The 12261-nt window shown below is 53.4% G+C and carries 10 protein-coding genes; 2 read left to right on the forward strand and 8 right to left on the reverse strand.

All coding sequences use genetic code 11. The annotated features are described in order from the left end of the window. Positions 1 to 39: 39 nt before the first annotated feature. The 8 genes from RC73_RS02520 to lptD form a co-directional block, all read right to left on the reverse strand. A complete protein-coding gene (locus RC73_RS02520; RefSeq protein ID WP_039033151.1) occupies positions 40 to 1080 on the reverse strand; it encodes an NADP(H)-dependent aldo-keto reductase in 1041 nt (346 codons plus the stop codon). A 301-nt stretch (positions 1081 to 1381) separates the two neighbouring features. After that, positions 1382 to 3403, reverse strand: coding sequence for a methyl-accepting chemotaxis protein (locus RC73_RS02525; protein WP_039033152.1), 2022 nt, complete (start codon positions 3401 to 3403; stop codon positions 1382 to 1384). Between the two features lie 97 nt (positions 3404 to 3500). Then, positions 3501 to 4322 carry a symmetrical bis(5'-nucleosyl)-tetraphosphatase gene (locus RC73_RS02530; protein ID WP_039033153.1) on the reverse strand — a complete coding sequence of 274 codons (822 nt, stop codon included), beginning with the start codon at positions 4320 to 4322 and terminating at the stop codon, positions 3501 to 3503. A gap of 13 nt (positions 4323 to 4335) precedes the next feature. Beyond that, positions 4336 to 4716, reverse strand: coding sequence for a Co2+/Mg2+ efflux protein ApaG (gene apaG / locus RC73_RS02535; RefSeq protein WP_039033154.1), 381 nt, complete (start codon positions 4714 to 4716; stop codon positions 4336 to 4338). A gap of 59 nt (positions 4717 to 4775) precedes the next feature. Beyond that, positions 4776 to 5582: a 16S rRNA (adenine(1518)-N(6)/adenine(1519)-N(6))-dimethyltransferase RsmA gene (rsmA, locus tag RC73_RS02540; protein WP_039033155.1), complete on the reverse strand. Its 807-nt coding sequence runs from the start codon at positions 5580 to 5582 to the stop codon at positions 4776 to 4778. 15 nt (positions 5583 to 5597) lie between these two features. Further along, positions 5598 to 6584 carry a 4-hydroxythreonine-4-phosphate dehydrogenase PdxA gene (gene pdxA, locus RC73_RS02545; RefSeq protein WP_039033156.1) on the reverse strand — a complete coding sequence of 329 codons (987 nt, stop codon included), beginning with the start codon at positions 6582 to 6584 and terminating at the stop codon, positions 5598 to 5600. A gap of 5 nt (positions 6585 to 6589) precedes the next feature. Continuing rightward, a complete protein-coding gene (gene surA, locus RC73_RS02550; RefSeq protein ID WP_039033157.1) occupies positions 6590 to 7894 on the reverse strand; it encodes a peptidylprolyl isomerase SurA in 1305 nt (434 codons plus the stop codon). Positions 7895 to 8008: 114 nt separating this feature from the next. Continuing rightward, entirely contained in the window at positions 8009 to 10321 is a 2313-nt protein-coding gene (gene lptD, locus RC73_RS02555) for an LPS assembly protein LptD (protein ID WP_039033158.1), read from the reverse strand. A gap of 160 nt (positions 10322 to 10481) precedes the next feature. Between lptD and RC73_RS02560 the strand changes: the two genes are divergently transcribed. Together RC73_RS02560 and murU are read left to right on the forward strand one after the other, a co-directional pair. Next, a complete protein-coding gene (locus RC73_RS02560) occupies positions 10482 to 11534 on the forward strand; it encodes an aminoglycoside phosphotransferase family protein (protein ID WP_052247939.1) in 1053 nt (350 codons plus the stop codon). Next, positions 11531 to 12214, forward strand: coding sequence for an N-acetylmuramate alpha-1-phosphate uridylyltransferase MurU (gene murU / locus RC73_RS02565; protein WP_039033159.1), 684 nt, complete (start codon positions 11531 to 11533; stop codon positions 12212 to 12214). The genes RC73_RS02560 and murU overlap by 4 nt, the downstream gene beginning before the upstream one ends. Positions 12215 to 12261: the final 47 nt, after the last annotated feature.

Below are 12261 nucleotides of genomic sequence, written 5' to 3' on the forward strand. Positions count from 1 at the left end.
GGATTTGTGCGCCCAATGCAAGACGAAATATCTCAACCCTTAAGGACAGGGCAGGCGAAATCGGCTCGACAGCGAGTTGAGCTCACCGAGCAGTTCCTCACTCAGCTTAAGCTGCGAGGCGGCAATGTTCTCCTTTAACTGCTCCAGATTGGTGGCGCCTATGATATTGCTGCCCACAAAGGGACGGGAGTTGACGAATGCCAGTGCCATCTGCGCCGGGCTTAGGTGGAATTTTTGGGCCAGCTTGACGTAGGCCTCGGTGGCCTCAAGCGCCAACTCGGTGCCGGTATAGCGGGCGAAGCGCTTGAACAGGGTCAACCTGGCGCCTGCCGGCCACTGACCATCGAGGTATTTGCCTGTGAGGGTGCCAAAGGCCAATGGTGAGTAGGCCAGCAGCGGTAACTCTTCGCGGTGGCTTATTTCACTCATGCCCACTTCAAAGCTGCGATTCAAGAGGTTATAGGGGTTTTGCACGCTGACAATTCGCGGCAGGCCGTGTTTCTCGGCCAGTTGCAGGTATTTCATCAGGCCCCATGGGGTTTCATTGGAGACCCCTATATAGCGCACCTTGCCGACGCGGATCACTTCGCTCAAGGCTTCTAGGGTATCCAGGATGGGGGTCATCGACTCCTGCTCCTGCTGCTCATAGAAGAGTTCGCCGAAGAAGTTACAGTTTCTGTGGGGCCAGTGGATTTGATAGAGATCGATACAGTCTACGCCCAGGCGCTGCAGCGAAGCATCCACCGCCAGCTGGATGTTGCGCCAGTCCAGTGCCATCTTGCTGCGGATATAGTCACTCTTGCCGCCGGGAGCCGCCACCTTGGTAGCTATCACCAGGTTGTCTCTATTGCCGCGGGCCTTGAGATAGGCGCCAAGAATGCGTTCGGTCTCACCCTGAGTCTCGGGTTTTGGCGGCACCGGATACATCTCGGCAGTGTCGATAAAGTTAATCCCTTCGGCTAGGGCCATATCTAACTGGGCGAAGGCCTCGGCCTGGCTGTTTTGCTCGCCCCAGGTCATGGTGCCGAGGCACAGTTTGCTTACTTCCAGAGTAGAGTGGGGGATACGTCTGTATTCCATTGAAAGCTCCCGCTAATTTCCTTATCTGCAAGCTAACAAGCGACAGAGGTTGATTGTCAATAAATAAAACAGGTTTTTGTGTCACTTTTGTTGCTTGTGCCTGTTGCTGTAGGTAGAGGTGAAACACAGAAGTAATCGATGAGGGGAATAACCAATGGTGGATTTATGCCTTCTTTGAGCCCCAAAGCCTGGCTCTGCTTTGGAGTCTTTGGGGCGTCAATCCACTGACCTCTGGTTTGAGCGCCGAGTTTTCTCTCTATTCAGACGGTGAAACATTCTCGGCTCCGGCCAACCATTGGCGTTAAACTTTAAACTCGCCAACCGAAGCCTGCAACTCTTCGGCGAGTTGCGCCACCTGATGGCTGGATTGGGCGGTCTGATCGGCGCCTGAGGCGGTTTCTTCCGAGATCAGTGCAATATGTTCCAGTTTTTCTGAAACCTGCTGGCTGACCAGGTTCTGCTCCTGAGCGGCGTTGGCGATTTGGGTGCCGGCATCGAAGGCCTGATGAACAGATTCGCTGATGGCTTCCAGAGCCTGATTGGCTTGCTCTGTCTTGGCGACGCAGGAGTTGGCCTGGGCGCGGCCCTGTTCCATGACAGCGACCGCCTCTTGGGTGCCTGTTTGCAGCACCTGGATCATCTGCTGGATCTCCTGGGTCGATTCCTGGGTGCGGGAGGCGAGGTTGCGTACCTCATCGGCCACAACGGCAAAGCCGCGTCCCTGTTCACCGGCCCTGGCGGCCTCGATGGCGGCGTTGAGAGCCAGTAGATTGGTTTGCTCGGCAATGCCGCGGATCACATCCAGAATCGAGCCAATGGCGTCGCTGTCTGAGTGCACCTTGTTGATCACCTGTCCCGCCTTGGCGACTTCGTCGGCCAGTGCTTCTATGGTGCGGCGGTTTTCCTCGGCAATGATCCGCATATTCTGAGCTTCTTCATCGGCCTGTTTAATCTGGCTCAGGGCGTGATCTGCGCTGTGGGATACCTGCTGGGCACTTGAGCTCAGCTCTGTGGTGGCTGTGGCTATCTGATCTACCTGACTCTTTTGCTCCTGGATCCCGATAGTGGTTTGTGAGGTGACTGCCGAGGTTTGTTCGGCGGCGGCTGCCAACTGGTTGGATCTATCCAAAATGCCGCGAATAAGACCTCTGAGACTGTCGATAAGGCGGTTGCAGTTGCGGGAAAGCTCGGCAAACTCATCCTCGCCTGAGTCATCCAGTTTATGGGTCAAGTCACCGGAAGCGAGGATATTCAATGCTTGATTGATACGGTTGAGTGATGCGGTCAGTGGTTTCACCACGGCAATACTCACGGCTATGGCTACCAAAATAGCTACCAGCACCACCAATAGGGTCTGCATACTGGCCGAGTCGATACTGGCCAGGGTTTTGGCATTGATCTCGTTGGTCAGGGTTTCGATGGCCCCGGAAAGAGCCGCCATTGCCTGATTGGCATTTTGTTTGTCGGTTTCCACTTGAGCCAGTGCCACCTGAGTACTGGCCTTGAGTTCAAGTTGGGTTGCTTTCTGGGCCTGAATCGAGTTTTTGCCTTTAAGATGCTGGTTGAGTTTGCCAAGCTCGCTGGTCAACTTATTGAGCATGTCGGTATCAATGACACCTGTGCCGTGACGACTGATGTATTCCAGTTTGGCCTCGGCTTCGTTGCTGATATAGCCAAGTTCTTTGACTATGATCTCGTATTTGCTGCGGTCTTCGGTGGCCACCAGATCGTAAACCGTGCTGATCAGATTTGTGACATTGCTGTCCAGTGCTGCGGCAGAAGCGGCAATTTCCCGCTCTGTGGTGTTTTCACTTTGCTCAAGATCCATCAGGTCCAGCAGCAGACTGGCGGCATCATCGGCGGTTGTCTCCAATTGATCCCGCTGTTTATTGAGGCTTTCCTGCTGTTCCAGCGCACTGAGGTGGTCGGCCATCATGCGTTCGCTGGTGTTGATAAAGGCCTGATAATTGCGCTCTACTTGGGGCAGGATCTCTTTGAGTCCGGGTTCGTGCTGTACCAGTTTCGACAGACTGGCAAATTGCGCCTTGAAGCTTTGCTTTTGACTACCAAACAGTTGTTGGATCGGCGGCAGCTTATTGGCCTTGGGGACATGGTAACCCACCAGAACCAACCTTTGCTGCTCGCTGAGGGTCTCACTCAGTTCGCCGGTTGATTTCAGTGCCGGAATACTCAGTTGTTGTAGAACTTCTGTCGTGTTTTTCAGTTCATTGTTGGTGAACCAGGAAACAGCACCAAGCAGGATCAATAGCAGGGTGACTACGGCAAATCCTGCTATGACCCGGGTTGCTACATTCAACTTCATAGGCTACTCCGGATAAGGTTGTGGTTTTTCTCTTGGAAAAATCTTTTAGTTTTCATAGGCACGTTACCAAATGGTTATCGGCGTATGTCAGCTAAGCTTAACCTTTTTTTAACCTGGATTGGGTAATTTTTTGATCGGTTTCCAGGTGCCAGAGTGTTAGGTGTTCTCCCCAACAGCAGCCGGTATCCAGCGCCTGCAGTCTTTCGCCATCGACCTTGCCCATCAGGGCGGCCCAATGACCAAAGACCCGGGTGTAGTCAGCTGTGTTTGATGGGAATAAAAACCAGGGTTTGAGATTGGGATCTTCGCATTTGGCCGGCGGCACCTTGCAGCTGAAGTCCAGAGCGCCGTCGAGATAGAGGTAACGCATTCGGGTCAGGGCGTTGATACAGTACCTGAGTCTGGGCAGGCCACTGAGCGCACTGGACCAGTCTTCCGGCTCTTCTGTGTACATCCGGGCGATGAGACTGTCTAAATAGTCGGCTCTTTGCAATGCCTGGCTGACGGCGTCCGCTTCCTGTCGCAAGGTTTGGATGTCCCACTGGGGCGGCACGCCTGCGTGGGTCATGATGAGTTTGTGTTCGGGCAACTCACGCATCAAAGGCTGGTTTCTAATCCAGTCGATGAGACTGTCTATATCTGTAGCGTCCAGTAGCGGTTGTAGCTTGTCGCTGGGTTTGGCGCGTTTGAGCCCGGCCTTGACGGCCAGTAAATGCAGGTCATGATTACCCAGCACAGACTTGGCCGAGTCGCCGAGATCGCGGAAGAATCTCAAGGTCGAGAGAGAATCCGGACCGCGGGCGACCAGATCGCCGACCGCCCACAGCTCGTCCTTGGAGGGATTAAAATCGACTTTCTCCAACAGGCGTTGCAACTCGTTGAAACAGCCTTGAATATCGCCGACAAAATAGTGAGCCACAGTTATCTGCCCATTAGTGCACCTGGCCGGGTACAGCCAGGCGGAAAGGAGGGATCTGGGCATAGAAACTCTCGCCCGCATCGGTTTCCATCAGGTAGCTGCCTTCCATAAAGCCCAGCGGCGTTTCCAGCACTGTGCCGCTGCTGTATTGGTAGGCGGTATTGGGCTTGATCCTCGGAGTTTCGCCGACGACACCAGCACCCTGAACTTCGCTTTGTTGACCATTGCCATCTGTTATCACCCAGTGGCGACTCTTGAGGGTCACCGCCTCATCACCCAGGTTGATAATTGTGATGGTGTAGCTGAAAAGATACTTGTCTTCATCCGGCGCAGACTGGTGTTCTATATACTGGGTCTGCACCTCGACTCTGATACGGCTTTTCTGGGGATTCATCTTAAGTTCCTGGCCAAAATCTCTGATGGAAAGGAAGGACGCCGACCGGCGTCCGGATGTTATGCCTGGCGGTCGCTCAGTAAGTTGGCGATGGCGACATATTGCTCGACGCTGATCTGCTCGGGTCTGAGGCCGGGATCGATTCCCAGGGTCTCATAATCGGCATCATCAAGCAGCCCCTTGAGGTTATTCCTCAGGGTCTTGCGGCGCATATTGAAGGCGGTGCTGGTTACCTTGCTGAGCATGGCAACGTCTTTGGCTGGCCAGGGTTTGGTTTCATAGGGCACCAGGCGCACCACGGCGGAATCGACTTTAGGTGGCGGCGTGAAGCTGCCCGGTGGCACTTCCAGTACCGGCACTATCTGGCAATAATATTGGGCCATGACGGTCAGGCGGCCATAGGCCTTGCTGCCCGGGCTGGCTGAAAGCCGCAGTACCACCTCTTTTTGCAACATGAAGTGCATGTTGGTGATCTGCTCGGCATATTCAAACAGATGGAACATCAGCGGCGTGGAGATATTGTATGGCAGGTTACCGAAGACCTTGAGCTTCTTGCCTTCTACCATCAGCTTGTTGAAGTCAAACTGCAGGGCATCACCCTGATGAATTTCCAGTTTGTCTTTTAACACAGGATGCTGCTTTAGACGCTCCACCAGATCTCTGTCCAGCTCGACCACGGTCAGCTTGTCTATGGCACTGGCCACAGGTTCGGTCAGGGCCGCAAGACCCGGGCCGATTTCGACCATGACATGCTCATTATCCGGGGCGATAGCCGCCACAATACGGTTGATCACATTGTCATCGGTCAGGAAGTTTTGTCCGAAACGTTTTCTGGCGGTATGGCCTAAGTGTACTTTATTGCTCATTGATACTCAGTTGGATCAGTTTTTGCCGGCCAGTTCTATGGCCTTGTTGAGTGCACAGACGAAGCTGCCGATATCGGCCTTGCCTGTGCCTGCGAGTTCCAGTGCCGTGCCATGATCCACCGAAGTGCGGATATAGGGCAGGCCCAGAGTGATATTAACCGATTTGCCAAAGCCTTGTGATTTGAGCACGGGCAGGCCCTGGTCGTGGTACATGGCCAGCACCACATCGGCGTCTTGCAGATATTTGGGTTGGAACAGGGTATCGGCAGGCAGAGGGCCTATAATGCGCATCTGCTCCTGCTCTCTGAGCTCGTTCAGCGCCGGGATGATCACATCCAGCTCTTCCCGACCCAGGTGGCCATCTTCACCGGCATGGGGGTTGAGGCCACAGACATAAATCTTGGGGTTGTCCAGGGCAAACTTATTCACCAAGTCCTGGTGCAGTATCTTAATGATCTGATGCAGGCGTTCGCGGGTGATCGCCTTGGAAACGTAAGCCAGTGGAATGTGAGTGGTCACCAAGGCTACCTGCAGACCTGGGCAGGCGAGCATCATCACCACATCCTGGCAACCGGCCTGATGGGCAAAAAACTCGGTATGGCCGGAAAAAGGGATCCCGGCCTGATTGATAATGCCCTTGTGGACCGGACCTGTCACTACAGCGTCAAACTCGCCGTTCATGTTCTTTTCACCCGCATAACGCAGGGTGTCGACCACATAGGCGCTGTTTTGCTCATTGAGCACGCCGCAGCGCGGCTCACAGGCCATGGGAAAGGGCACTATGGTCAAACTACCGGCTTGCTGTGGCTTGGCTGCTTGGCTTGGTTGATAAGGCTTGAGCTGGAGACTGAGCCCCAGCATCTTGGCGCGCGCCTGCAATAAGGCAGGATCCGCGCACACAACCAGCTCGGCCAGCCAGTCGCGCTGCGCCAGCTGTACTACCAGATCCGGACCTATGCCGGCAGGCTCTCCGGGGGTAATGGCAATACGTTTAATATCCAAGCGACTTAACCTCTGTCAGTTTCTGGGTCGAAGAGTTCAATGTATGCGTCGGCCCGCATTTCGTCCAGCCAGTTTTGTAACTCTTCGTTGAATTTGCGGCGGAAGATCAACTGATGCGCACGGTTGGTATTGAACTGATCCGTGGCATCGGTTTTGCGTCTCTCTTCCAGCTGAGTGATGTGCCAGCCGTGGGTTGAACGGAAGGGCTCACTGATTTCACCTTGCTTCAGGCTGTTGAGTGTTTGGGCAAACTCGGGCACATAAATGCTTGGGGCAGCCCATCCCAGCTCACCGCCTTTGGTGGCGCTGCCGGGATCTTCCGAATACTGGCGCGCCAGATCTTCAAACTTGGCTTCACCGCTGCGGATCTGTTTGAGGAACTGCTGCAACATCGCTTTAGCTCTATCTTCAGACAGAATTGGTGATGGCTTGAGCAGAATATGGCGGGCTCTGACTTCCTCAACTTCCTGAGTCTGTAGGCCGCGGGCGTCCATAATTTTGATGATATGGAAACCGGCACCACTCTTAATGGGGCCTATGATGTCGCCTGTTTTGGCATCAGCAATGACTTCGGCAAACAGGGTTGGCATCTCATTGATGTTCATGTAGTCCCAGATACCACCTTCCAGCGCTTTGGGGCCTGCGGAGGAAGCAATGGCTGTTTCACGGAAGTTTGCGCCGGATTTCAGACGTTCCAATACGGTATTGGCACGTTTACTGGCCGCTTCCAATTGCTCTGAGCTGGGGTTGGAAGGCACTTCGATCAGTATGTGGCCAACCTGATATTCGACGTCTTTCAGGCCCTGTTCCTTGATCAGTTTCACCAGGCTGTTGATCTCCTGGGGTGAAACCTGGATTCGGCGTTGTACTTGAATGCGCTGGATTTCACCCAGAGTCACTTCTTCACGCAGTTGCTCGCGGTATTGACTGAAGCTGTTGCCATCGGCTTCAATTTCGGCACGCATCTGGGCGACCGTCATGTTCTGTTGCTTGGCGATATTCTCTATAGTTTGGTCCAGCTGCAGATCCCCGATATGCAGGCCGATACGGTCGGCCATCTGCAGTTGCAGACGGGTCAGGATCAAACGCTCAATAACCTGGGTGCGCAGTGCCTGATCTGAAGGCAGGCTTTGGCCGGCGGCCTTGGCGTTGGCCTTGACTGTGTCGACCATGTTCTGGACTTCACTTTCCAGCACTATGCCGTCGTTGATTTGCACCGCAACGCGATCCAGCAGTTGTGGTGCCGCCAGGGAAGCCTGGCTCATGACTAGAGCAAAAAATCCAAAAATCAGTTTCTTACAGGGTTTCATCCACAAAATCCTTGCCACATTTTCGTTTCGTTGGCCGCCGATGGCAGCGGCCCGGGTTGTCCAGATTGGACTCTCTGTCCTGTCCGAGGTTCAGCAATCTACCACAAATCTTGATTAATTCCTTAGATAAAGTGGTTTGCGGTAGTTGAACAGACCTTCATCCAACATGTCGTTGACCCCCAGAGGACCTGAGCCACCGAGACCTTTGATCACAAAGTTGAGGTAGACGCCGGTTTCGAACATTTCGCGCTCGTTGGGGGCGGCAGTCCTGAGGTCGTCCTCATAGTTGGTCTTGATACGGTAGTGGTAGCTCAAACGCACTGCCCAGCAGCATGACTCGTACTGGAAGCCGGTATAGCTTTCCACCGAGCGTTCCTCTTTAAGGTCGTAATACCAGTTACCGACAAAATAGAGTTCATCGGTAATAGGCCAGGTAGTACGGAAACCAGCCTGGGAGATATCCACTCTGTCGTTGGTGTTACTGTTGAGCAGATCCGGCACATAACGATAGCTGAACTGTAGCAGCTTGTTGGGGCCGGGGCGGTAGTCCAGAGATGCTTCGCTCTTCTTGTTGGAGCTGTTACGGGTATCGTATTGAATAGCACCACTGACAAACCAGTCTTTGTAGACTCGGGCATCCAGCTCAGCGGCCAGTACCGAAGTTGATGGTTGCTCCGTGAGGTCATCTTCATAGAGGCTGACCTTGCTGTCATCGAAATAGATGATCTGGCCCAGGCTGAACTTCAGTTGTTCCAGGTTACGCTCATCAAACAGGCGGGTGGTCAGACCCAGGGTTAACTGGTTGGCATCGGCGATGCGGTCCAGCCCCGAAAAGCGGCGGTCGCGGAACAGGCCGAAATAGTCCTGTTGCAGTTCACCCGTGTCATAAAGACCGATTTTGGACTGGTCTTCATAGCCGACATACAGATACTGGAATTGAGGTTCCAATGTCTGGCGATAGTTTTGGTTAAAGTAGTCGGTATAGCGCTCGAAGTTTATCTGACCGTGAATTCTCACCTGAGGCAAGGTACGGCTTATACTACTCTCCTGCTCGGACTGCTGAATATTGTGCTGCCAGTAGTTGGTTTGCATCAGCTTGACTTCACTGGTCAGTGAGCCTGCCGGGCCGTGAATAGGCAGAAGGATACTGGGCTCCATATGTACCCGTGTTGCCGTGGTGTAGATATCTTCTTTGTGACGGAAGTTGGTTATCTCTGAGGCGAAGTTGAAATCCAAGCCTTGCCACATTCCCGGAGTGCGGTAGTTGAAGTTCAGCTGCGGCATCACCTGATAGGGCCGTTCTTCCTTGCCCAATACTTTGATGTCCTGCACTCTGGCACTGAAGTCCCAGTTGTCGGTGAAATAGGCGATTTCACCAACCCGGGACAACTGGTTGTCCGTGGCACGATTGACATCAGAGTTGAGATCGTTGAAGTAGTTGTTGTCCGAGACATCGGTATAGTTGGCTAACACCCGCCAGTTTTCATCCAGAGCGTCGCTGTGTTCCCAGTGATACATATAGCGGTTGGGGCTGCCATCGAGCATGTTATCGCTGCCCAGGTATTCCAGGTTGAACTGGCCTGTAGGCGTTTGTCGATTACCTGCATCACCCAACAAATAGCGGAATTCTGTCTTGGTAAACAAGCCCCGCGACGACATATAGTGTGGGGTAAAGGTCAGATCGTACTCGGGGGCTATGTTCCAATAAAACGGCGCGGCAAATTCCACCCCGTTGGTGGTGCTGGAACTGAAACTGGGGAACAGGAAACCTGTCTTGCGTTTCTCCGAAACCGGCACTGTCATGTAAGGAATATAGAATACCGGCACCCCGCCTATTCTGAGTTTGGCATCCCAGATCTCCCCCCACTCTTCCTTGCTGTCGATTTTGATCTTCTCGGCTTCCAGCAGCCAGGAGACATTATCCGGTGGGCAAGTGGTGAAGTTGGTGTTGTTCAGGATCAGGTTGTTGTTTTGGGTGATTTCCAGTTTCTGGGCATCACCGTGAACCTGCTGACCGTGGAGCCAGTACTGTGCCCCTTCAAGGGTAGCGTTATTGGAACGCATCTGTGCCATCAGCGAGTCGGCGGTCACGGTAAACAGCGGGTCTTGAAATACCAAGTTACCCTGAGCGGTTAATTGTTGCTCCTGCTGATTGACAGTAGCCCTTTCGGCGGAAATTCTGCGCCCGGCCTGAGAAAAGGTCACATTGCCTTCAAAGCTGGCCTCGAGCCCCAATTGTGCCGAAGAGGCATCCGAATGGATCTGTATTTTTTGATCGGCCAAAGGGCCGCTGCTTTCCCCAACCTGATGGTAGGGAACCGGAGGCAAGATAACACATTGAGCGTTGTTGCCGCCCTCCTGAGAAAGGGGTTCAGCCAGCGTCAGGGGGGGTAAAAGGCTCAGTGCCAGAAAATATCGGATCTGCATCTTAGGTCAATTATTTAGATTTCTTTGTCTGGACAAGTATTCGGAGGGAAAAGTTGCATCCTGCCTCGGGCAACGCAGCCATAAAAAACTCTGTATTTATTGGCTGTTTCCTGTTTTTTACCTCGGTATAATAAAGCAATTTTTCGTCAAGAGCCATGAGATGACCTTGTCTGACCCCAGATTTCTTTCCATGTCGTGCTGGTTGCAGCAACTTTTCGGTAAGCCCTTGCAAGCCAAGCTGATTTCCGGTGACGCCAGCTTCCGGCGTTATTTTCGTCTCAATGTTGATGATTGTGATTACATAGTCACAGACTCTCCGCCCAACTTATTGGATAACAAGCCCTTTATTGCTTTGGCACGGGCATATCATCAAGCGGGTATCCGAGTGCCCAAGGTGCTTGAGTTCAATGAGGCGGAGGGCTTTATCCTGCAGCAGGATCTTGGCGATAACTTGCTGTTGCCCGAGTTGACTGAAACCAATGTGAGTGCTTGGTATCTCAAGGCGCTGGCGATTTTGCCGGATATCGCGGCGGTGCGGGAAAGTGAGCTTGGTCCCTTGCCCGACTATGATGCGGCCTTTGTCGAGCGCGAGCTGGCGATTTTCAGCGAATGGCTACTGGAAAAACACTGGCAAGTCTCCCTGACAGCCGCTGAGCATACTATGTTGGCCGAAAGCTTTGCTATTCTGACTGCCAGCGCGCTTGCGCAACCCCTGGTCGGTATGCACAGGGATTTTCACAGCCGTAATCTGATGCTTAAAGAAGGTAAGCTTTGGGTAATAGATTTTCAGGATGCCGTATTGGGACCTGTGACCTATGATGCAGTCTCGCTGCTGAGAGATTGCTATATACGTTGGCCGGATGCGATAGTCGAGCCGCTGCTCAAAGCCTTCTTTGAACAGTGCCGCGAGCTGGGGTTGGTTGGCAAAGATGTTGATTATGCCACTTTCAGTCGCTGGTTCGATCTTATGGGAGTGCAGCGACACCTGAAGGCGGCGGGTATCTTTGCCCGCTTGCATCACAGAGATGGCAAGTCAGGTTATCTCAAGGATATACCGCTTACACTCGGTTATGTGGCCGATATCTGCGAGCGTTATCCTCAGTTGCAGGCGCTTTCCTCTTGGGTCAGGCTGAGGTTATTGCCGCTGACTCAGCAGCAGGCTCAAACCCAGTCTCAATTACAGTCCAGACCACAAGCAGAGGAGCACAAATGAAGGCGATGATTCTGGCAGCCGGCAGAGGAAAGCGTCTGCGTCCTTTGACCGATAAGTTGCCTAAACCCCTGGTGCCCGTGGCCGGTAAGCCCTTGATTGAGTATCACATTGAACGTTTGGCCACCATGGGTGTGACAGAGTTGGTGATCAACTGCGCCTGGCAGGCAGACAAACTGATTGAACACCTGGGAGACGGCAGCCGTTTTGGCGTGACGATTCATTACAGCCGTGAGATTGAAGCGCTGGAAACCGGCGGCGGGATCAAGAAAGCCCTGCCACTGCTGGGTAATGCACCTTTTTTGGTGATTAACGGCGATGTGTTTATCGATGCCATGCCTGAGCTGCCCAATTTGGCGGCTGATACTCTGGCGCACCTGTTTCTGGTGGATAACCCGGCGCAGCATCCCGAGGGAGACTTCGCCTTGCTGCCGCAAACATTCGGCTATTCGCGGGTCAGTGACAGGGGCGCGCCCAGGTACACTTTCTCCGGGGTGGGAATATATCGCCCCGAATTATTCGATGGGGTAGCAGAGACACATTTTGCCTTGGCGCCGCTGCTGCGGCAAAAGATGGCGCAGGGGCTTATCAGCGGCAGTCATTTCACCGGTTATTGGTGTGATGTCGGCACACTGGACAGGTTGCAACAGCTGGAGCTGAGGCAGGCCAAAGGGGCTGTTTAACCACGACCCCGCAAGCAGACACAAGATAAGACAGTTCAAGATTGAAT

This window comes from Shewanella sp. ECSMB14102 (genome assembly GCF_000813075.1).
GTDB classification, from domain to species: Bacteria; Pseudomonadota; Gammaproteobacteria; order Enterobacterales; family Shewanellaceae; genus Shewanella; species Shewanella indica.

What these genes read in the sequence shown, in the direction of transcription:
- RC73_RS02520 (WP_039033151.1), bottom strand. Translation starts at nt 1,080, where the DNA reads ATGGAATACAGACGTATCCCCCACTCTACTCTGGAAGTAAGCAAACTG.
- RC73_RS02525 (WP_039033152.1), bottom strand. Translation starts at nt 3,403, where the DNA reads ATGAAGTTGAATGTAGCAACCCGGGTCATAGCAGGATTTGCCGTAGTC.
- apaG (WP_039033154.1), bottom strand. Translation starts at nt 4,716, where the DNA reads ATGAATCCCCAGAAAAGCCGTATCAGAGTCGAGGTGCAGACCCAGTAT.
- rsmA (WP_039033155.1), bottom strand. Translation starts at nt 5,582, where the DNA reads ATGAGCAATAAAGTACACTTAGGCCATACCGCCAGAAAACGTTTCGGA.
- surA (WP_039033157.1), bottom strand. Translation starts at nt 7,894, where the DNA reads ATGAAACCCTGTAAGAAACTGATTTTTGGATTTTTTGCTCTAGTCATG.
- lptD (WP_039033158.1), bottom strand. Translation starts at nt 10,321, where the DNA reads ATGCAGATCCGATATTTTCTGGCACTGAGCCTTTTACCCCCCCTGACG.
- RC73_RS02560 (WP_052247939.1), top strand. Translation starts at nt 10,482, where the DNA reads ATGACCTTGTCTGACCCCAGATTTCTTTCCATGTCGTGCTGGTTGCAG.
- murU (WP_039033159.1), top strand. Translation starts at nt 11,531, where the DNA reads ATGAAGGCGATGATTCTGGCAGCCGGCAGAGGAAAGCGTCTGCGTCCT.